We start from the raw sequence: 21,097 nt of genomic DNA on the forward strand, positions 1-21,097 counted from the left end.
CACCGCGCCAGGCTCAAATCCCCGCGCCACATGTCGGAATATCGACGCGTTAACCCATTGCTACCCGTCACATGTCGAACTGTCGTCGAACCAGGCGATGCAACCCTCCTGTCTTAAGAAAAGGCCGACGATATTTTGACGCCATCCCATCAAAGGAGAGGCATTGCTATCCAAAGTGTTCGAAACACGTGGCCGGGAACCGCCTTTGCAGCGGACCAAAGCGGGATGCCTCAGGGCCGGGTCAGCCCTTCACCACGCGGTCGATCTGGCGCATGACGGACAGAAGCCCCTCAAGCGCGTCGATGGGCACCATGTTGGGGCCATCGCAGGGCGCGTTGTCCGGATCGTCATGGGTCTCGATGAAGACCGCAGCGCATCCGACGGCCACGGCAGCCCGCGCCAAGGGCGGCACGAATTCGCGCTGCCCGCCCGAGCTTGTCCCCTGCCCGCCAGGCAATTGCACCGAATGGGTGGCGTCGAACACCACCGGGTAGCCGGTCTGCGCCATGATCGGCAAAGACCGCATGTCCGAGACCAGCATGTTGTAGCCGAAACTCGCGCCGCGTTCGCACAGCAGGATGCGGGTGTTGCCCGTGCTGGCGATCTTGGCGGCGACGTTCTCCATCTCCCAGGGGGCAAGGAACTGGCCCTTCTTGACGTTGATCGCGGCCCCGGTTTCACCCGCCGCCAGCAGCAGGTCGGTCTGGCGCGAAAGAAACGCGGGGATTTGCAGCACGTCCACCGCTTGCGCCACGGGCGCGCATTGGTCGGGCCCGTGCACATCGGTCAGGACCGGCACGCCGAATTCCTCGCGGATCTTCGACAGGATCGTGAGACCTTCGTCCATGCCGAGGCCACGCTTGCCGGACAGGGACGAGCGGTTGGCCTTGTCATAGCTCGACTTGAAGATCCACGGCGTGTCTGTCGCCTCGGCAGCCGCCGCGATGCGGGTGGCCATCATCCGCGCATGATCGAGGGATTCAAGTTGGCACGGGCCCGCGATAAGCGCAAAGGGAGCGGTGTTGGAGACGGATATCTCGCCGATCTGGACGGTTTTCATGCGATCCCCTCGCGGTTCAGGACAGATTCAATGCGGTCCACATCGACCGGGTTGTTCAGCTCCCAGAACACCCGGCCCCGGCCTTCGACCGGCACGCAGGTGATGGGCATGCCGTTTTCGAGAAAGCGCAGTTGCTCCAGCCCCTCGGCGCGTTCCAGCGGGCCTTCGGCCCATCCGGCATAGGCGCGGAGTGCTGCGGGCGTGTAGGCATAGACGCCGACATGGTGCCAGACTTGCGGAGGGTTGGCGAGGTCGCCCACGTAAGGCAGCACTTCCTTGGAGAAATAGAGCGCGGTGCGGTCGGTCCGCATGACAGCAGTCGTGCCGCCAACCCGGCCCTGCTGGCGGTCGGTGACGAAATTTGTGAGCGTCTCGGCATCGCATTTGACCACCGGCGTGGCCATCTGCGTGGTCTGATCCATGGCCCCGATCAGCGCCTCGACAAACCACGCAGGCGTCAGCGGTGCATCGCCCTGCAGGTTGATCACCACGTCCGGGTCGCGGCCCAGTTGCGCGAGGCCCTCGGCGCAGCGTTCCGATCCGTTGCGGGCCTCTGATGTGGTCATCAACACCTCTGCCCCGAAGCCCTGCGCGGCATCAGAAATGCGGTCGTCATCGGTGAGCACATAGACCCTATCCACGCCGGACACGGCCTGTGCCGCCTCCCAGGCGCGCTGGATCAGGGTCTTTTTCACGCCACTCGCCCCGGTCAGTTCCACCAGCGGCTTGCCGGGATAGCGGGTCGAGGCGTAGCGGGCGGGAATGAAGACGACAACACTCATGCAACACCTGCGCGCAGAAGATCATGGATATGGACAAGGCCCACCAGACGGCCCTGATCGGTCACCATCAGCGCACCGATCTTGTGGGCGTTCATCTCGGCCAGCGCCTCGGTCAGAAGCGCATCGGGGGCGATGCTGCGGGGGTTGGGGGTGGCGACCTCTCCGGCGGAGCGGCCGGTCAGCCCGTCGAGATTGCGGCGCAAGTCGCCGTCGGTGATGACGCCGGTCAGCCTGCCGGCTTCGACCACGGCGGCCACACCGAACCCCTTGGCGCTCATCACCACCAGCGTCTCGCCCATCGGTGTGTCCGGGGTCACCACGGGCAGCGCGTCGCCCCGGTGCATGATCGCCGAGACGCGCAGCAGCTGCGCCCCCAAAGTGCCGCCGGGATGGAAGGCGGCATAGCTTTCGCGGTCGAACCCCCGGTGCCGCATCAGCGCGACCGCCAGCGCATCGCCCAAGGCCATGGTGAGCGTGGTCGAGGTGGTGGGGGCCATGCCAATGGCACAGGCCTCCGGCGCGTCGGGCAGCTGCAACAGATGATCGGCGGCGCGGGCCAGCGTGGAGTCCGCACGTTTGGTGACAGCAATCAGCGGGATCTCGAAGCGGGTGCAATAGGCGATCATGTCAGCCAGTTCACGGGTCTCGCCCGAGTTGGAAATCAGGATCACCGCATCCGCCTTGGTGATCATGCCAAGATCGCCATGGCTTGCCTCGCCGGGATGCACGGCTTGCGCCGGTGTGCCAGTGGAGGCCAGGGTGGCGGCGATCTTGTTGGCCACATGGCCGGATTTGCCCATGCCAGAGACGATCACCCGGCCCTGAAGGGCCAGCAGCCGCGTGACCACGGCGTCGAAGTCGGCGGGCAGTTCGTCGGCCAGCCGGGTCAGGGCGGAGGACTCGATGGCCAGCACATGGCGGGCGATCTCGGAAGGGGTGTCGGTCATGGGGGCCTGCGGGTTTGCCTGAGCGCGGTGATAGCGGGTGGGCGGGTCCATGTCCAACGCGCGGGGAAAGGCTTTTCGAAAAGCCTCGAGCAAGGGCCTTCGAAAGCCCTTTCAAGCGGTTTCGAAACCGCGTCGCCGTCACACCTGCCGCGCACCGCCCTGGGGAATGGCCTGTCCAGCGCCGCCCCAGATGCCCCAGCGGTCCCGCATCAGGGTAATTGCGGCCGCGTCCAGTTCCGTCCTGCCCTTTTCCGCCTCGCGGTGGCGATAGAGCGCGTCGTGCCGATCGGCTTCGGTGGTCTTGGGTTCATACTGGTCCGCCGCCAGCCAGATGCCGATCCCGCTCCGGGCCAGTGCCCCCGACAGCCAGACATCATCGACATGAAAGGCATCCGCCGGGATGTCGAAGGCCAGATCGTCAAAGAACTCGGGGCGCACCACCACGCCGCCATAGCCTTCGAACACATCGGCAAACCCGGCCAGCGCAATGATCCGGCGGGGCGGTTTCTGCGCCAGAGACAGCTTGCCCTGCCCGGACAGCACCTGTTTCAGACGCGCCGCCCGGTAGGCCATGTCCCGGCTGCGCGACCGGCGCTGGTGACGGGGATGGGCAAAAGCGTGGCGCGTGCCAAGCCCGGCAATGTCCCAGCCCGCCAGCGCCACGGCACGGTCGGGATAGCGGTCGGCTTCGGCCAAAAGCCCAGAGGCCCAGCCGGGGCGGTAATCGCGGTCATCGTCGCAGAAGAGCAGCCGCACATCCTGCCCCCGGTAACGCTGTGCCGCGCACAGCACCTTGGTGGCGGGGCCGTAATCGGTCTCGCAGCGGTGGATCGTGACACCTGCAGGCACAGCGGGAAGCGTGCCGTCCCAATCGGGAAAGCGACGGTAGCTGTGCGGCAGGTAAAGCTCGACCCCGTCGGTCCCCGCCTGCGCCACGAGCCCCTCGAGCGTTGGGCCGATCAGCCCGAAACGTGGCGGAATGGACGAAAGCGTAATCAGGGTCATGTAAAGGGCACTTCGAAACCGGGCGCGGCCTCAATAGGCGCAAGCCGGCACCAGAGCAAGCGCCCGGCGGGAATGAGGTGCCCTGTGCTGTTCCGCCGGATATTGTTTCGGTGATGGGGTTGCACCCTTCCCGCTTTCGGGCAGCACTGCGCCTCATGCAGAACAGGAAGGATGACACAGCATGGATATCTGTCGCGAGACCGATCTGAAGACCGCGATCAGAGAGACGATCGTCATCAATCCCCCGCACCTGACGGCCCGCCGCGCCGCGTCGCAAACCCTCTGCGAGACGCTTGGCCTGAACCGGGTGCGGTTTTCCGAGGGCATGTCCGGCCTGCCGCACCAGATTGCCTGCACGCTTGCACATCGCAAGGCGATGAACGCGATCACGGAATTTCCGGGTCTGATTCTGGAGGATGATCTGGACCTGATCGGCGACCGGGCCCTGCTGCCGCCGCTGCCTGCGGATGCCGATATCGTCTATTTGTCCGTGACGCCCTTTGGATGCTTGCCTTGGACATATGACAATCTGGCGCTGGCCCGGCATCGGGCGATCCACGGTTTGACCCTGTCCTCGATCCACGACACGGACTGGTTGAGACTGCATTCCATGTCCGGCGGGCAGGCGATCCTTTACGTGACCGAAAAGGGGCTGGAGGCGTGGAAAGCCGCCACTCTTCAGGCCCGCCGCTTTGGCGGCCCGTTTGACGTGTTCACGGCCTATGCGATGAAAGACGTCGCTGTCTATGCGCCGCACCACCCGGTGTTTTGTGAAAGCGAGGCGCTGCAGCATGAGGCCTTGCGACAGAACGAGACATTGTTGCAACAACGTCTGGGGTACACTCGAACGCCCTTGCAGCCCTTTGCTGCAGGTCACCGGACCGTCGTGCACTTCAGGCATCGGAAAATCACGGTAGAGGCTGTCGAGGTGAAGGAGAACACGCTGCAATGGGCGGTTGTTGACGTTGCATCACCCGATCATCCCGAGCCCGCTTCATGAAGCAGGACAGCGCTTCGCTGACAAGACAGCCCCCCGGCAAGGGAAATCGTTAGCCGTGGGTTAACCTTAACCCATTCTTTACGCCTCGCCCCCGATAACGGGGTCATGCTCCTTATGCGTGAGGCTTCGACATGATTCCCGCAGCGACCACACCGCACCTTTCCCGGATCCCCCCCTGCGCCTTTCCGCCCTCCGGCGACACGCCCCGCAAACGTGCCTTCATCACCGGGATCACCGGGCAGGACGGCGCCTACCTTGCACAGCTTCTGCTGGACAAGGGCTACGAGGTGCATGGCGGGATGCGCCGCAATGCACAGGCCGAACGGGCAAGGTTAGAGACGCTCGGGATCGCGGATCGGGTCATCCTGCATGATCTCGACCTGACCGAGATGACCAATATCTTCCGCCTGATCCGTGGTGTGCCGGTGGACGAGTTCTACAACCTCGCCGCCCAGAGCTTTGTCGGCGCGTCCTGGGAACAGCCGATCTATGCGGGCGACGTGAACGGCATGGGGGTGGCGCGGCTTCTGGACACGCTGCGCACGCTGGCGCCTGCGACGCGCTTCTATCAGGCCTCCACCTCCGAGATGTTCGGGCTGGTGCAAGCGGTGCCGCAGGTGGAGACGACGCCGTTCTATCCGCGCTCGCCTTATGGCGTGGCCAAGGCTTACGGCCACTACATCACCGTGAATTACCGCGAGAGCTTCGGCATGCACGCCTCCTGCGGCATCCTGTTCAACCACGAAAGCCCGCTGCGCGGCGAGGAATTCGTCACCCGCAAGATCACCCGCGGGCTGGCCCGGATCGCGCGCGGAGCCAATGCGCCGATCCAGCTGGGCAACCTGAGTGCCCGGCGCGACTGGGGTTTTGCCGGCGACTATGTCGAGGGCATGTGGCGGATGCTGCAACAGGACATCCCCAGCGATTACGTGCTGGCCACCGGCGTCACCACGCCGATCCGCGATTTCGTGAGCTTTGCCGCCGAGGCGCTGGACATGCCGCTCGACTGGCGCGGCGAGGGGGTGGAGGAAGTCGCCACCGACCGGCGCACCGGACGGCGCGTGGTCGAGGTGAACCCCGCCTTCTTCCGCCCCGCCGAGGTGGAGCTGCTGGTGGGTGATGCCAGCCGTGCCCGCACACGTCTGGGCTGGCGGCCGAGGGTCGATGTGCGCGGGCTGGCCGCAATGATGGCGCGCGCAGATTATGACGCTGTGGCCTAGGATCCTGCGGCGACTGACCGGACGGCGCGATCATCTGGACGGGGTGCAGGGCGGGCGGCTCTGCGGTTGGGCGCTGCCAAGGCCGGGGAACGGCCCGGTGCCGGTGGCGCTCTATGCCGGGACACAGCGGATCGCCGACGCCCTGGCCTGCCAGTTCCGCACCGATCTGCGGGACGCAGGACTGGCCGGAGGAGCCTGCGGGTTTTCCTTTTCAACGGGTCATATAGAGACAAACACAGGTGTTTTGCGGGTCTGTCGTCTTGATGGCAAACGCCCGGTCGAGATCGGGCAGATTCATGTGAAGGAGGCGCGCGGGGCTGAAGCCCGGCCTACGCCTCGTTCCGGACCGGGCACCCGCAGGCCGGGCTTCAGCCCGGCACGCGCGGTCTACGATCCCATGGGTCCGGGCCTTGCGGCCCTGCGCGCCCCGCCCCCGCCTGCGCAGGGCGGCATCGCCCGGCTCACCCCCCGGCAGGCGCATCTCTTCGACCCCACCGATCCGGCCACCGGCCAACTCCTGCCCGACCCGCTTTGTGCCTACATGGCCCATCTGCGCACGCGCCACCGGTTGGAGGCGCAGTTCGATTGGGACGCGGCCCCCGAGGACGCCGCACATGTGCTGAACTGGATGCTCGCAGGCTATGCCCCGATGCGCGCGCCCCTGCGGGTGCCGTTGTCGAAACGCATGATCCAATGGCTCAATACGCCGGTGGTCGTGCCGGGCCAGCGCACCAACCTGAGCCGTGCCACATGGGCCGCGCTCATGGGGGTGCCGCATCTGCGGCAAGGGATGGATTTCGGCAATCCCGACTGGGTGGACAGCGTGCTCTACTGGTGGGCCATCCATCAGGCCCGCGCCCTCGGGGTCGAGGATTGCCTTGTGCCGGATGCGTGTGTCACCCGACTGGCCGGGCTGCCGCTGGAACAGGAGGGACAGGATTTCCCCCTGACGCGCGCCCTGATCCGCTGGCAGGCAGAGACACCCGGTCTGGCCCGCGCCGACCCTGCCACCACGGCAGGTCAGCGGCAGATCACCCTGGCCGCAATGATCCGCGCGGCAGACCGTCCCGACACGCTGCGATACCTGCCCTGGGCCAGTATAGAGACGCTTCTCGAGGAAACGGCAGGTGGCCAGACACCGCTTGGGGCGCATCTGACCACGCTCGACGGGCACGCGCGGCTGCTGAGCCGTGCGGACTATGTCGCCTGTCTGAAAGGGCGCGGCTACGACCTCGAGGCGCGGCGCTTTATGTCCCGCACCGGCGAGGGTCACCGTTTGCACGCCGCCGCCCTGCCCGCCCCGGCGCTGCACGGCACACCACGGGCCGATGTGCAGGTGATCGGACCTGTGACCAAAGCCAGCGGTCTGGGTCAGGCGACACGCGCCTCGCTGGCAGCGCTCGCCACCACGGGGCTGAAGGTGCAGGCGGTGAATGTCACCCTCGACAACCCCGCGCCCGAGATCGACATGCCCCACACCCCGATCACCGAGGCCCGACCCGCCCGCTTCACCCTGCTGCATCTGAACGCGGAATCCATCCCGCTGTTCTTTGCCCATGCACCCGACATCACCCAAGGCTCATATCTGGCCGCCTACATGTTCTGGGAACTGACCCGCCCTGCCGCCTGTCATGCGCTGGCGCTGCGCATGGTGGACGAGATCTGGGCCGCGTCAGACCATGGCCGCGCGATCTATGCCGATCACTTCGACGGTCCCATCCGGGTCATGGGGCTGGCGGGTGACGTGACCCCATGCACTGATCCGCTGGGCGCACGGGCGGGGTTCGTCGCCCGCACCGGCTTTGACGCGGGCAGCTTCCTCTGCATGGCCAGCTTCGACAGTTTCTCCTTCGTGCAGCGCAAGAACCCGCTGGGCCTGATCCGCGCCTTTCGCGATGCCTTCCCGCAGGGTGGTGCCCAGCTTCTGCTGAAGACCCAGAACCGCACCCGTGTGAGCGATCCGGCGCAACGCGCGGTCTGGGCCGAGATCGACGCGCTGACGACAGGGGACCCCCGGTTCGAAATCCTCGACGAGACCATGACCCGCGACGCGCTGCTGACGCTGACCGCCGGGGCGGATGCCTACCTGTCGCTGCACCGCGCCGAAGGCTGGGGCTTCGGCATGATCGAGGCGATGGCGTTGGGCGTGCCGGTTCTGGCCACAGGCATGTCCGGCAACCTGGCCTATTCGGATGACACCACCGCCTGGCTGGTGCCCGCCCAAGAGGTGGCCCCGGCCCCGCAGGATTACATGTTCACCCCTGAAGGTGGTCTTTGGGGCGACCCGGATCACAACGCCGCCGTGACCCTTCTGCGCCGCATGGCCGAGGCCCCGGCGCTTCGTGCACAAAAGGCGCAGGCGGCACAGGCCCGCGTGCTGCGTGCCTTCTCCCCCGAGGCCATCGGCAGGCGCTACGCAACCCGGATCGACACGGTGTTGCGGCAGGCCAAGGTGACTGCGGCATGAGGCGTTTTCTGCTGCGCAGACCCCGGCCCACTTATGTCATGGGTGTCAGCTGGCCGCGCTCGGGCCATCACCTTCTGGTGCGCCTGATCAGGCTCTATTACGGCCCGAAATTCACCTATTGCGGCTTTTACGGTCAGCCCGACTGTTGCGGTCAGACCCCTTGCGCGCGGGCGGGTATGATCCGCTATTCCAAGAACCACGATTTCGACGGCACCCTGCCACAGGACGAAGAACAGCGCCACCTGATCCAGACCCGTGCCTTCGCTCCCTCGGTGGTCTCCAACTTCGAGCTCTACCTGCGCGAGGGCGGCAGGGACGATGCGGCCAGCTTTGCGCGCTTTGCCAGCGCACAATTTACAGCCTGGCGCGCGTTTCAGGACAAATGGGTCACGTCCGGGTTTGCCCGCACCCAGACCGTGATTCCCTACGAGGCCCTGATCCGCGATCCCGCCACCGCGCTGACCTATGCCTTGTCGAGTTTCGGTGATACCACACCCGACCCGGCCCGCCTGCGCGCAGCCATCAGCGGGGTGGACGGCGAAGACGTGGCGCAGCGGCGCATCACACCGCGCCCCGGAAGCGGCGTCCATGCGCCCAGAGATGTGACGCAATTCCGTCATTACGACGCCCATCTGTTCCGCCATCTGGACAAACTGCACCTGACCCGGCAGGAGGTGAACAGGATGTTCCGCCGCAATCTGGGTCGGGACGCCGCCGAGGCCAACATGCTTGCGCTGCAGGCCAGCCCATCGCTGGACGCGCTCGAGCGAATGATCCTCGGCTCACCTGAATATACTGCTCGGGGGCGCAGACTTCGGGCGGTCTGATCTGACCTGTAAGAGTGTGCGCCATGGCTGATCCCGACCTTCCCCTCATCACCCCGGTTCTGCTCTGCGGAGGCTCGGGCACCCGGCTCTGGCCGCTGTCGCGCAAGAGCTACCCCAAGCAATTCGCGCAGTTCCTGGGCGAAGAGAGCCTGTTCCAGGAGGCCGCCAAGCGCGTGTCCGGCGACGGGTTCGCCGCACCCGTGGCGGTCACCGGCGACGGGTTCCGCTTTATCGTCGCCGAACAGCTGGATCATTGCGGCATCCGCGCCGCGGGCATCCTGATCGAACCCGAGGGGCGCAACACCGCGCCTGCCGCGGCGGCTGCCGCCCTTCACCTGGCGCAGACCAATCCGCAGGCGCTCATGCTGCTGGTGCCCGCCGATCACGCCATTCCCGATGCGCAGGGCTTCCGCGACGCGGTGAAAACCGGCGCGCGCGCCGCCGTTCAGGGCCAGATCGTGACCTTCGGCATCCAGCCGACGCGGGCTGAGACCGGCTATGGCTGGCTCGAGGCCGGGGAAGAGACCCATCCCGGCGTGAACGCGCTGGCGCGCTTCATCGAAAAGCCGGACCAGGCCAAGGCAGAGACGCTTTTTGCCGATGACCGCTACCTCTGGAACGCCGGGGTGTTCCTGACCCGCGCCGACACGCTGATCGCCGCCTTTGAGGACCACGCCCCCGACATCCTCGAGGGCACCCGCGCCGCGATGGAGGCCGCCACCCCCGATCTGGGGTTCCTGCGCATCGACGCGACCCTTTGGGGGCAGGTGCGGGCGGAATCGCTCGATTACGCGGTGATGGAGCAGGCGAGAGACGTCAGCGTCGTGCGGTTCTGCGGCGGCTGGTCCGATCTGGGCAGCTGGGAAGCGGTCTGGCAGGAAAGCCCGCAGGACGAGAGCGGCAACGCGCTGGCGGGTCTCGCGACGGCGATCGATTGCGAGAACACGCTCTTGCGGTCGGAGTCGGACGAGATCGAACTGGTGGGCATCGGGCTCAAGAACGTGGTCGCCGTGGCGATGCGCGACGCGGTGCTGGTGGCGGACCTGACCGACAGCCAGAGCGTGCGCCGCGCGGTCGACACGCTCAAGGCGCGCGGTGCCAAACAGGCGGTGCAACTGCCCGTCGATCACCGCCCCTGGGGCTGGTTCGAGACGCTCATTCTGGCGGACCGCTTCCAGGTGAAACGCATCCATGTGCATCCCGGTGCTGCGCTGTCGCTGCAAAGCCATGTGCACCGCTCCGAGCATTGGATCGTGGTGGCGGGCACGGCAAAGGTCACCGTGGACAACGAGGTGCGCCTGCTGACCGAGAACCAGTCGGTCTATATTCCCTTGGGCGCGGTGCACCGGATGGAGAACCCCGGCAAGGTGCCCATGGTGCTGATCGAGGTGCAGACCGGGACCTATCTGGGTGAGGACGACATCATCCGCTACGAGGACATCTATTCCCGCAGTTGATCAGGGGCACGTTTCCATCAACGGAAACGGTCGGACGCGTTGACGCGTCCGTCACCCCAAGCGCTGCGACACCGCCTCAAGCGTCTCGCGCATCAAGGCCTCCGCCCGCGTCCCGCTTTCCGCCTCGGCATAACAGCGAAACTCCGGCGCATTGCCCGAAGGCCGCAGGTGGATCACGGTCTCGTCGGCAAAGGACACCCGCAGCCCGTCGGTGAGGTCCACACCCGTCTCAGCCGCCCGTCCGGCAAAGAACGCGGCCCGCGCACGCGGATCCCCGGTCAGTTCCGCGATGAAGGTGTGCGACGCCTCTGTCGGAATACCCGCGATCCGGTCGGCGGCGGTAAAGCGCGGCGGCAGATCAGAGACCAAGTCTGCCAAACTCACCTCTTTCGCCCGCGCCATCGCCAAGGGTGCGACGATGGGCAAGAGGCAATCGCGGGTCATCAGAGGGGCAAGTTTGCCTGCGGGACCCTCCGCCTCGAACCCCAGAAGAAACCCGCCATTTGCCTCGTAGCCCACCACGCGCCCCCCTGCCGCTTCCATTGCGGCGATGACGTATGGCGAGCCGATCTTCGTGCGGATGACAGACCCGAACCCCATCTGGTCCACCATCGTGTTCGACGAGACCGGCGTGCAGATCACATCCGCCCCCAGCATCCGCGCCACCAGGGGACCCAGCACATCGCCCGGCACCAGCGCACCCGAGGCATCCACCACCATCGGACGGTCGGCATCGCCATCGGTGGACACCAGCGCATCGAGCGCGTGTTCCGCGCACCAGGCCTTCAGCATCTCGCGCGTGTCCGCATCCACCGCCTCGGTATCGACCGGGATGAAGTGATCGGCCCGCGCCAGCCGGACGATATCGGCTCCCATCTGTCCCAAGACATCTACCATCGCATCGCGGGCCACTGAAGAATGCTCGTAGACGCCGATGCGCAGGCCGGTCAAAGCCTGCGGGCCGAACGCATCGACATAGCGCGCCACGTAAGCGGGCAGCGCGCCCGCTTCGCGCAGCAAATCCCCGGTTTCCGCCGCAACAGAGCCTGATCCCAGCGCCGCCATGATCGCCTCTTCATCGGATTTCGCGATCTCTCCGTCGGGCAGGTAGAATTTCAGCCCGTTGCGATCCGCCGGGATATGGCTGCCCGTCACCATGATCGCCGCCTGCCCCGCTCCCATGGAGGCCAGCGCCAGCGCCGGTGTCGGCAGCACGCCGTGATCGACAGCCCGCAGCCCCATGTTCCGCACCGCTCGGGTCACCGCCGCCGCGATGGTCGGCGACGAAGCGCGCAGATCCTGCCCCACATGCACCGCGCCACCATGCGGACAGGCGACAAGAAATGCCCGCGTATAACCCGTGACCAGATCGTCGGTCAGTTCCGTGACAAGGCCACGCAGGCCGCTGGTGCCGAATTTGGGGGGCATGTCGTCTGTCCTTGTCACTTGGAGTGTCGCCCGCAGGTATGCCCTTGGCAGCGGGCGGCGCGCAAGACGGACCGTGGTTTTCGTGGCGCAGGTCGCGTTGGCATATTTAAGAAAAGAAGAAGCACAGGAACAGCACACCACCCCCTGTTTCTTCTTTTTCCAAATATGCATGCACGGCACCCGCCCCCCGGCGCAACGCCCGCAGGACTCACACCCCGTTCACCAAACCGCCCCTAGCGTCCCGCGCATCCTCGGATCGCTGAAAGGGCCTGCCCGATGTCACAAACCTCTCCCCTCCTGTCGCTGCCCTATATCCAGCCGGCGCAGGCGCAGAAACATGTCACCCATAACGAGGCTTTGCGCAGGCTCGATGCGCTGGTGCAACTTTCGGTCGAAAGCCGGGCTCTGACCGAGCCACCCACCAGCACCGGCGAGGGCGCGCGGTTCATCGTGGCCACCGGGGCCAGCGGCGAGTGGGCCGGACAGGACCATGCGATTGCGCTGAACGCGGGGGGAGCGTGGCTTTTCCTTCCGCCCAACACAGGCTGGCAGGCCTGGGTCGCGGATGAGGGCACACAGGTGGTCTGGCAGGACGGGCTGTGGCAGGCGCAGTCAGGAGGCACCCTGCCCGACCGGCTGGGGCTGGGCACCAGTGCCGATCCAGTCAACCGGCTCAGCGTCGCATCCCCCGCCACCTTGCTCACCCATGAAGGCGCCGGGCACCAGCTCAAACTGAACAAGGCCGCCAGCACCGACACGGCCAGCCTGCTGTTCCAGACGAACTGGAGCGGTCATGCCGAGATGGGGCTCGCGGGGGAAGACGCGTTTTCGATCAAGGTGAGCGACGGAACCACATGGACCACGGCGCTGTCGTTCGATCCCGCCACGGGTGCCGCCAGCGGTGCCGCCGTCAGCTCCGGGCCAGAGGAGAGCAATCCGGACGCCTTGCTGCGCGTAGGTGATGGCTATCTCAAGGGCACGATCCTCGGCACCGTGGCCCACAACAGCAATGGCGTGCCCACGGGTGGCGTGATCGAGCGCGGTGCAAACGCCAATGGCGGTTATGTGCGCTTTGCCGATGGCACGCAGATCTGCACCAGCCCGGACATTCCCACGGGGCCGATCAACAACCAGGCCGGGGCGCTGTGGCAGTCGAACCACCTCGCCTGGACCTTTCCGGCACCCTTCGCGACGGGCTTGCCGCCGGTGCTGAACGGCGAAAGCGGCAACACGGGCGCCTGGCCTACATTCGCGCCGCACGGAGTTCTGTCGACCGGGCTGAAGGCGACGGCCCTCATCCAGATCACCGTGGGGCTGACCCTGCGGCTCTGTGCGATCGGGCGGTGGGCCTGACGGGATCACCCCGAACCTCTCGTAACCTTTCCTTATCCGAATCGCCTCAGCGTGGCGGGTGGTCCGGAAAGGGACGGCTCAGCCCTCGTTCAGCAGGCCGAGCAGGTACGCGCCATAGCCGTTCTTGCCGAACATCTCGGCGCGGGCGCGCAGGGCGTCGTCGTCGATCCAGCCCTGGTGATAGGCGATCTCGTCGGGGCTGCCGATCTGCTGGCCCTGCCGGTCCGACAGCGTGCGCACGAAATTCCCGGCATCCAGCAGCGACCCGTGCGTGCCGGTGTCGAGCCAGGCATAGCCGCGCCCCATCAGTTCCACGCTCAGCTGCCCGTCGTCGAGGTAGCTTTCGAGAAGCGCCGTGATCTCCAGCTCGCCGCGCTCTGACGGCTGCACCTGTGCCGCGCGCGCAGGGGCCGTCCCGTCGAGGAAATAAAGCCCCGTGACCGCGTAGGGAGAGGGCGCTTTGGCGGGCTTCTCGATGATCTGCCGCACCGTACCGTCCGCGCCGAACTCCACCACGCCGTAGCGTTCGGGATCGGCGACGCGATAGCCAAAGACGGTGCCGCCTGTGACCGTCGCATCGGCGCTGGCCAGAACCTCGGGCAAGCCGTGACCGAAAAAGATGTTGTCGCCCAGCACCATCGCCGACGGGCTGCCATCAAGGAAATCCTTGGCCAGCAGATAGGCCTGCGCCAGCCCGTCAGGCGAGGGCTGCGCGATATAGGTGAAACTCAGCCCCCATTGCGACCCGTCGCCCAGCAGGCGCTGGAACTGGTCCTGATCCTGCGGCGTGGTGATGATCGCGATCTCGCGGATGCCCGCCAGCATCAGCACCGAGAGCGGATAATAGATCATCGGCTTGTCGTAGAGCGGCAAGAGCTGTTTCGACAGCCCCATGGTGATCGGGTAGAGCCGGGTGCCCGACCCGCCTGCGAGGATGATGCCTTTTCTGCTCATGCGCCCAAATCCTTCAAAACAGCGGCCAGCCCCGCTTTCCAGTCGGCAGGTGTAATTCCGAAATCCGACGCCAGCCTGGCGCAGTCGAGCCGGGAATTGAGCGGGCGGGTTGCGGGCGTCGGATAGTCCGAGGACGGAATGCCCGTCACCGTCACATCGCGCCCGGCCCGGGAGAAGATCTCGCGCGCGAAGCCCGCCCAGCTGGCATGTGGCTCCCCGGCGTAATGATAGGTGCCGCCCGCTGCGCCAGTCTGCATATGTTCGGCCAGCGCCAGCAATGTGGCGGCAATATCCGCCGCCGGGGTCGGTCCACCGATCTGGTCCTCCACCACGTTGAGCGCATCGCGTGTTTCACTGAGACGCAGCATGGTCTTCACGAAATTCGCGCCCTGCGCCGAAAACACCCAAGAGCAGCGCAGGATGATGTGCCGTGCACCTGACGCACGGATCGCCTGTTCACCCGCCAGCTTGGTGCGGCCATAGGCGTTTTGCGGTGCAACAGGGTCTGTTTCCTGCCAGGGCTGCGTGCCGCTGCCGTCGAACACGTAATCGGTCGAGATGTGCAGGAACGGGATATCCAGATGCGCACAGGCCCCCGCCATCGCACCGGGGGCGGCGGCATTGACGACCAGCGCCAGCGCCTCGTCCTCTTCGGCACGGTCGACACCCGTATAGGCCGCGGCATTGATCACCACGTGGGGTTTGAGATCCGCGATCACCGCCGCACAGCCCTGCGGGTCAGACAGGTCCGCCCTGTCGCGCCCCAGGGCGGTGACCTCCGCCTGCCGCTGCAATTCCGTGGCCACCTGGCCGGTTGCGCCAAAGACGAGGATCATGGGTGCCACAGCGCCGGGCAGATGCCCGACCTACGCGTTTGCCGATCCTGTAGGCCGGGCATCTGCCCGGCAGACCCGGCACACCCGATCATGCGCCAACCCCCAGGCGCTGGCCCACACCGGCGCGCCCCTGCAGCGCCTGCCACCAATCGGGATGATCGAGATACCAGCGCACTGTGCGCCGCAGCCCTTCTTCCAGCGTCACCGAGGGCCGCCAGCCCAGCTCTCCGCGCATGCGCGCAGGATCGATGGCGTAGCGCAGATCATGTCCCGGACGGTCGGTCACGAAGGTGATCAGCCGCGCGTGCGGCGCACCTTCGGGGACCATCTCGTCCATCAGGGCACAGATCATGCGGACAAGGTCGATGTTGCGCGCCTCGTTCTCGCCGCCGATATTGTAGGATCGGCCCACCTGCCCCTTCGTGACCACCGTCAGCAACGCGTCGGCATGGTCCTCAACGAACAGCCAGTCGCGCACGTTCTCACCCGCGCCGTAGACCGGGATCGGCTGGCCATGAAGCGCGTTGAGGATCACGACGGGCACCAGCTTTTCCGGAAAATGGTAGGGCCCGTAATTGTTCGAACAGTTCGACAGCACCACGGGCAGTCCATAGGTGTGCCACCACGCCCGCACCAGATGATCCGACGCCGCTTTCGACGCCGAATAGGGCGAGCGCGGATCATAGGGTGTGTCCTCGGTGAATTGGCCTGTCGCGCCCAGAGACCCGAACACCTCGTCGGTCGAGATGTGGTGAAAGCGGAACGCCTCTGGCGTGCCCTGTCGCTCCCAGTAACCCCGGACCGCCTGCAACAGCGTGTAGGTGCCCACCACATTGGTGTCGATGAACGCGCCGGGCCCGTCGATCGACCGATCGACATGGGATTCCGCCGCCAGATGCATCACCGCATCGGGCGCGTGTTCCGTGAATACGGTCTCCAACAAGGCCGCATCGCGGATATCGCCGTGCACGAAGACATATCCCGGCGCGTCCGCCACGTCCGCCACATTGTCGAGGCAGGCCGCATAGGTCAGAGCATCGAGGTTCACCACCTCGTGCCCCTGTCCAATGGCTTGCCGCACCACCGCCGAGCCGATGAACCCGGCCCCTCCCGTCACCAACAGTTTCACGCGCCACTCCACTCGAACGGGCTGTCCAGATCGGCCAGTGCCGGGGCCTCTGCATCCTTGTCCGACAGGATCGGGGTGCCGGTCAAACCCCAATCGATGCCGACGGACTCCCAGTGCACCGCTCCCTCGGCCTCAGGCGCATAATACCCGGTGCATTTGTAGATGATCTCGGTGTCGGGGGCCCGCGTCACGAACCCGTGCGCAAAGCCCTCGGGCACCCAGAGCTGCCGCCCGTTCTCGGCCGAAAGGTCCACGCCCACCCAAGCCCCATAGGTCGGAGAGCCGCGCCTGATGTCCACCGCCACATCCCACAGCGCCCCGCGCCCGCAGCGCACCAGCTTGCCCTGCCCGTGGGGTGGTGCCTGAAAGTGCAGACCCCGAATGGTGTTCACATCTGCCGAGAGCGAATGATTGTCCTGAACGAAGGCCGGGTCCACCCCCGTGGCCTCCGCAAACCGCGCGGCGTTCCAGGTTTCCGCAAAGAACCCCCGCGCATCACCGAAGCGCCGCGGCGTCAGGATCAAAAGCCCCGCAAGAGCAGTTTGTTCAACATCCAGCATCAGCCATCCTTCTGCGTCTTCACCCAGGCGAGGAACGCCCGGTCGGGAGCCTGCACCCTTGGCCGCCCGGTGTCATCCCACCATGCCAGCCAGCGCGCCTGCAACCCGTAGACATCCGCTCCGGGGCGCAAGGCCTTGGCCGCCTCCAGCGCCTCTTGCGACAGGATCGGGGCATCCATGGGGCGCGGTCTGGCCCTCCGCGTGACGACAAGCACATCGCCCGCGCGTTCGGCCAAGGAATACTCGGGCAGGTGGTCTTCCTCGATCATCCGGCGCAGCGCGGCGCGGAACACCCGCACCGGGGACGCCGATCCCGACTTCAGATGCAGCACCGGCACCGAGATCGCCCATTCCGCCTGCCGACCGCAATGTTTGCGCGCCAGCTCGTAGATGCGCCGCTCCAGCGGTTTGCGCAGCCGAAAGTAATCGCGGCTCAGCGTCAGCACCGAGCGCGCACAGACGGCCCGGTACAGCCAGTCCGACAGGGTCACCGTCACCGAGATCATCCGCCCGCCGCGCGACCGGCGCAGGATCTCCCAGGACTCGATGAGGCCGAACCCCCGCGTCGCCTCGATGCCGCCGGTGTCGATATTGGTGGTGATCCGCGTGCCCGCCAGCCGCTCGAACCCTTCGCGCAGGCGGGTGTAGCTTTCGCCCCCGGTATCGCGGTTGGTCGCCACCAGCAGGTCATGCGCGCGCAGCGTCAGGGTGCGCCCCACCGCGCGGCCCGCATTCATCGCCGCCACCAGTTGGCTGATGCAATAGATCAGGATGTCCTTGTCATGGATCGTGGCGCGGCCCTTCACGCTCGGCACCACCTCCACCGCAACGCCGTTATGGGCATAGGACAGCACCCGCCGGTCGGGGCGCGTCGACAGCGAAAAGATCGGATGTTCCATCGACGCCAGATCGTCCTTGGGACTGGCGCCAAAGATATCGCAGACGAAGAAATCGCCCGTTGGGTGCCGGTCGGGCAAAAGCCCGCCATTCATTGGTCCCGTCATGGGGTCCGCCTGTATTTGCTCTGCTCGTCCCCGGTTGTTCTTTGCGGCCGGCTTTCATGCCGACTCGGCTTTCGGGGTTTCAGTGACACCCACCGTAAAGTTATCCACAGCGTGCGTCCATCCCAAGCCGGGATTTCAGCGGAGGATCGGAGTCGCCCGCTCGGGGGATCGGAGTCGGACCAACGGGGGTTCAGAGTCGCGTGGCCTGTCGGTGCCGCAAGTTTTTCCTTTCATGGAAAAGACTTAGACAAAGCACTCTGGCCCTGTAACATAAAACTAACTGATTTTAACAAGGACGCAGGTCCAGTGACCCTGTCTGCCCAAAGCCTGAAATCAGATAGCAACCCATTGGATTTGCTTAGAAAAGACAAGAGTGTTGCGGTTTTCCTTCCATGTATGCATTTTTGTGGTAGTCTGCTCAAAACAGCGCACACAGAGGCGCTTTGCACAGGTGAAATCGAGCAGCAGATGAACCAGGACAACCCTCTCCCACCCTATTTCAACATCCATCCCGACAGCGCGCTCGACGCGCTTGGAGCGCCCGCCACCACTGCCGATTTCGGCACCATCGCCCGGGCCTGCGAAGCCGGGCGCGCCGATCTGTCCAGCCGTGGGCTCGAGGAAGGCGGCCGGCGATCGCTGCGGCTCTTCTCCACCTGGGAAATCACCCGCTACCTGATCCCCGTCGCCACCGGCCATTTCCGCCGCGTGCTGAAACAGAACCCCGACCTGCCGCAGGGCCGCTCCGAGACCACCAGCGGCGCCAAGTGGTTCACCTTCGACGAGGTGCTGCGCCTGCGCGCCCATTTCGCCGCCGAAGGGTCCAAGACCAAGGAATACCTCCCCTACCGGCCCAAGGGACAGCCCGCCAAGCTGGTGGCGGTCGCCAATTTCAAGGGGGGTGTCGGCAAGACATCGACAGCGGCGCATCTCGCCATGTCCGCCGCCCTTGATGGCTACAAGGTGCTGGTGATCGATCTGGACAGCCAGGGCTCCATGACCTCGATCTTCGGCGGCAAGGTACAGGACGAATGGTCCACCGTCTTCCCGCTGCTGGCACGCCACTACGCGCGCCACCTGCAGGGCGAGAACCAGCGCCGCCTCGACCGGGGCGACGCACCCACGCCGCTCGACGACACGCTCTCCGAGGCGCTGAAGTCGCGCAGCGAAACCTTGGTGCAGAAAACCCACTGGCCCAATATCGACCTGATCGGCGCGCAGCTGAACCTCTACTGGGCCGAGTTCCAGATCCCCGTCTGGCGCATGGGCGCCCGTGGCTGGAAGCTCTGGGATGCGCTCACCGACAGCCTGCAGGAGGATGGCATCCTCGACCAGTATGACGTGATCTTCCTCGATACGCCCCCCGCCCTCGGCTACCTCACCATCAACGGGCTGGCCGCCGCCGACATCCTGCTGGTGCCTCTGGGCGCGTCCTTCCTCGAGTTCGACAGCACCGGGCGCTTCTTCGACATGCTGCACGCCACCTTCGGGTCCATCGAGGAGGCCGAGAACATGGCCGCCCGCGCCCTTGGTCGCGACGGGCTGGCCTTCCAGTGGGACGCGGTGCGCGCCGTGGTCACCCGCTACGACAGCGCGCAACAGGCGGAACTCGCCGCGCTCATGCAGGCCTATCTCGGCCCCACCCTCTCGCCCCACCGTCAGGGGTTTACCGCCCTCATCGGTCAGGCCGGCGAACAGGTGCAGGGCATCTACGAGGCCGATTACCGCGATTTCAACCGCGAGACCTATGTGCGCGGCCGCGAAACCTTTGATGCCACCTATGCCGCGTTCAAGCAGCTGCTGATCGGCAGCTGGCACCGCGACGTGCAGGCGTCCAATGCTCAGGCCGCGGAGTAGGGGCATGTTCGCAGCGAAACGCCGCCCCGTCATCTTGCCCGTAAACTCCGGGGTTTGGGGCCGTGCCCCGATCCACCGCACGCCGCAGACACCGAACATTTACCAGATGCGCCAAGCCTGCCCCCAATCGAAAACAGGAGGTCCGCATGGCCAAGCGTAAACGCCTGACGCCGCCCAACCCCAGCTATCTCGACACGCCGCCCGCGCTCGAGACCAAGTCGATGTTCTCCACACCCCGCTCCGCTCCCATCGCCGACGTGGCGCGCGACGCCTCCAGCACGGCGGCGCTGAGCGAGATGGCCGAGAGCCTGGCGCGCGCCCGCGACGAGGGCCGCATGGTGGTGGCGCTGCCACTGGACGAGATCGTGATGGATCATCTCGTACGCGACCGTCTGGTGGTGGACGCGACCGAGATGCAGACGCTCAAGACCTCCCTGCGCAGCCGCGGCCAGCAGACACCGATCGAGGTGATGCAGCTCGAAGACGGGCGCTACGGGTTGATCTCGGGCTGGCGGCGCTGCCAGGCGCTGTCCGAGATCGCCCAGGAAGACCGCGATGACGACCCCACGGTCCTGGCGCTGTTGCGCCGCCCCGAAGAGGCGTCGGATGCCTATCTCGCCATGGTCGAGGAAAACGAGATCCGGGTCGATCTGAGCTATTTCGAACGCGCGAGAATCGTCGCCAAGGCGGTGGAGGAGGGTGTCTACGGCACAGAGCGCACCGCGTTGCAGATGCTCTTCCGCTCTGCCAGCCGCGCCAAGCGCTCCAAGATCGGCAGCTTCCTTCCGGTGGTGCGGGCGCTCGACGGTGTGGTGCGCTTTCCCCATGGGCTGAGCGAACGGCTGGGTCTGAGCCTGGCGCAGGCGCTGAACGACGATCCCGGCTTTGCCCCGCGCTTGCAGGCGCAGCTTGAAGCGGTCGAGGTCGAGACGCCAGAGGCGGAAACCGCGCTGCTGACCAAGGCGCTTGCCGTGCATAATCAGTCTCTGAAGGCCAGAACAGAGACGAAGTCCGCAGAGCCTGAACCGGCGTTTCGCGACGAAACCATCGGGGCCTTCACCCTGCGCCGCCACCGTGATGGCACGCTCTCGATCCTTGGCGCAGCCTGGCCGGACAAGCTTGATCCGGATCTGAAGCGGCTGCTCAAAAACGCATCAGGTTTCGTTCCAAAATAGGTCCGGATCGGCCCCAATGTTTCGCGCGCGAAACAA

18 protein-coding genes are annotated in these 21,097 nt (G+C 65.9%); 8 read left to right on the top strand and 10 right to left on the bottom strand.

Translation table 11 applies throughout. From position 1 onward, the window contains the following. Positions 1-241: 241 nt before the first annotated feature. From kdsA to IEV82_RS20985, 4 genes are all read right to left on the bottom strand, one after another. Positions 242-1,060 carry a 3-deoxy-8-phosphooctulonate synthase gene (gene kdsA, locus IEV82_RS20970; protein ID WP_188484046.1) on the bottom strand — a complete coding sequence of 273 codons (819 nt, stop codon included), beginning with the start codon at positions 1,058-1,060 and terminating at the stop codon, positions 242-244. After that, the gene (locus IEV82_RS20975) at positions 1,057-1,842 is read right to left on the bottom strand and encodes a 3-deoxy-manno-octulosonate cytidylyltransferase (protein ID WP_188484047.1); all 786 of its coding nucleotides are present in this window, start codon (positions 1,840-1,842) and stop codon (positions 1,057-1,059) included. The genes kdsA and IEV82_RS20975 overlap by 4 nt, the downstream gene beginning before the upstream one ends. Next, positions 1,839-2,789: a KpsF/GutQ family sugar-phosphate isomerase gene (locus tag IEV82_RS20980; protein ID WP_188484048.1), complete on the bottom strand. Its 951-nt coding sequence runs from the start codon at positions 2,787-2,789 to the stop codon at positions 1,839-1,841. The genes IEV82_RS20975 and IEV82_RS20980 overlap by 4 nt, the downstream gene beginning before the upstream one ends. Before the next feature lie 138 nt (positions 2,790-2,927). Beyond that, positions 2,928-3,794: a glycosyltransferase family 2 protein gene (locus IEV82_RS20985; protein ID WP_188484049.1), complete on the bottom strand. Its 867-nt coding sequence runs from the start codon at positions 3,792-3,794 to the stop codon at positions 2,928-2,930. Positions 3,795-3,975: 181 nt separating this feature from the next. On the opposite strand from IEV82_RS20985, the gene IEV82_RS20990 reads away from it, so the two are divergent. The 5 genes from IEV82_RS20990 (at position 3,976) to IEV82_RS21010 (ending at position 10,765) form a co-directional block, all read left to right on the top strand. Then, on the top strand, positions 3,976-4,794 hold the full coding sequence (locus IEV82_RS20990; RefSeq protein ID WP_188484050.1) for a glycosyltransferase family 25 protein: 819 nt from the start codon (positions 3,976-3,978) through the stop codon (positions 4,792-4,794). 131 nt (positions 4,795-4,925) lie between these two features. Continuing rightward, on the top strand, positions 4,926-6,014 hold the full coding sequence (gene gmd, locus IEV82_RS20995; protein WP_188484051.1) for a GDP-mannose 4,6-dehydratase: 1,089 nt from the start codon (positions 4,926-4,928) through the stop codon (positions 6,012-6,014). Next, positions 5,998-8,481: a glycosyltransferase gene (locus tag IEV82_RS21000; protein WP_188484052.1), complete on the top strand. Its 2,484-nt coding sequence runs from the start codon at positions 5,998-6,000 to the stop codon at positions 8,479-8,481. Before gmd ends, IEV82_RS21000 begins: the two co-directional genes overlap by 17 nt. Then, complete coding sequence (locus IEV82_RS21005; protein WP_188484053.1) at positions 8,478-9,308, top strand: hypothetical protein; 831 nt, start codon at positions 8,478-8,480, stop codon at positions 9,306-9,308. The genes IEV82_RS21000 and IEV82_RS21005 overlap by 4 nt, the downstream gene beginning before the upstream one ends. A gap of 23 nt (positions 9,309-9,331) precedes the next feature. After that, the gene (locus IEV82_RS21010; RefSeq protein ID WP_188484054.1) at positions 9,332-10,765 is read left to right on the top strand and encodes a mannose-1-phosphate guanylyltransferase/mannose-6-phosphate isomerase; all 1,434 of its coding nucleotides are present in this window, start codon (positions 9,332-9,334) and stop codon (positions 10,763-10,765) included. 51 nt (positions 10,766-10,816) lie between these two features. Here IEV82_RS21010 and IEV82_RS21015 read toward each other — a convergent pair whose 3' ends face one another. Next, on the bottom strand, positions 10,817-12,193 hold the full coding sequence (locus IEV82_RS21015; RefSeq protein ID WP_188484055.1) for a phosphomannomutase: 1,377 nt from the start codon (positions 12,191-12,193) through the stop codon (positions 10,817-10,819). 276 nt (positions 12,194-12,469) lie between these two features. Between IEV82_RS21015 and IEV82_RS21020 the strand changes: the two genes are divergently transcribed. Then, a complete protein-coding gene (locus tag IEV82_RS21020) occupies positions 12,470-13,546 on the top strand; it encodes a DUF2793 domain-containing protein (RefSeq protein WP_188484056.1) in 1,077 nt (358 codons plus the stop codon). A gap of 78 nt (positions 13,547-13,624) precedes the next feature. Here the strand turns inward: IEV82_RS21020 and rfbA are convergent, their stop codons facing one another. The 5 genes from rfbA to IEV82_RS21045 all read right to left on the bottom strand — a co-directional run bounded on the left by rfbA (position 13,625) and on the right by IEV82_RS21045 (position 18,029). Then, on the bottom strand, positions 13,625-14,500 hold the full coding sequence (rfbA, locus tag IEV82_RS21025; RefSeq protein WP_188484057.1) for a glucose-1-phosphate thymidylyltransferase RfbA: 876 nt from the start codon (positions 14,498-14,500) through the stop codon (positions 13,625-13,627). Continuing rightward, a complete protein-coding gene (gene rfbD / locus IEV82_RS21030) occupies positions 14,497-15,336 on the bottom strand; it encodes a dTDP-4-dehydrorhamnose reductase (RefSeq protein WP_188484058.1) in 840 nt (279 codons plus the stop codon). Before rfbD ends, rfbA begins: the two co-directional genes overlap by 4 nt. 88 nt (positions 15,337-15,424) lie before the next feature. Beyond that, on the bottom strand, positions 15,425-16,465 hold the full coding sequence (gene rfbB, locus IEV82_RS21035; RefSeq protein WP_188484059.1) for a dTDP-glucose 4,6-dehydratase: 1,041 nt from the start codon (positions 16,463-16,465) through the stop codon (positions 15,425-15,427). Next, positions 16,462-17,025 (bottom strand): dTDP-4-dehydrorhamnose 3,5-epimerase, encoded by a 564-nt coding sequence (rfbC, locus tag IEV82_RS21040; protein ID WP_373285252.1) that lies wholly within the window; start codon positions 17,023-17,025, stop codon positions 16,462-16,464. The genes rfbB and rfbC overlap by 4 nt, the downstream gene beginning before the upstream one ends. Then, positions 17,025-18,029, bottom strand: a complete 1,005-nt coding sequence (locus IEV82_RS21045) for a replication initiator protein A (RefSeq protein ID WP_188484060.1) — start codon at positions 18,027-18,029, stop codon at positions 17,025-17,027. Before IEV82_RS21045 ends, rfbC begins: the two co-directional genes overlap by 1 nt. A 468-nt stretch (positions 18,030-18,497) precedes the next feature. Here IEV82_RS21045 and IEV82_RS21050 point away from each other — a divergent pair, with 468 nt between their 5' ends. After that, positions 18,498-19,886 carry an AAA family ATPase gene (locus IEV82_RS21050; RefSeq protein WP_188484061.1) on the top strand — a complete coding sequence of 463 codons (1,389 nt, stop codon included), beginning with the start codon at positions 18,498-18,500 and terminating at the stop codon, positions 19,884-19,886. A 146-nt stretch (positions 19,887-20,032) separates the two neighbouring features. Continuing rightward, positions 20,033-21,061 carry a ParB/RepB/Spo0J family partition protein gene (locus IEV82_RS21055; RefSeq protein ID WP_188484062.1) on the top strand — a complete coding sequence of 343 codons (1,029 nt, stop codon included), beginning with the start codon at positions 20,033-20,035 and terminating at the stop codon, positions 21,059-21,061. Positions 21,062-21,097 lie beyond the last annotated feature (36 nt).

The sequence above is a fragment of the Marivita lacus genome, assembly GCF_014637725.1.
GTDB lineage: Bacteria > Pseudomonadota > Alphaproteobacteria > Rhodobacterales > Rhodobacteraceae > Marivita > Marivita lacus.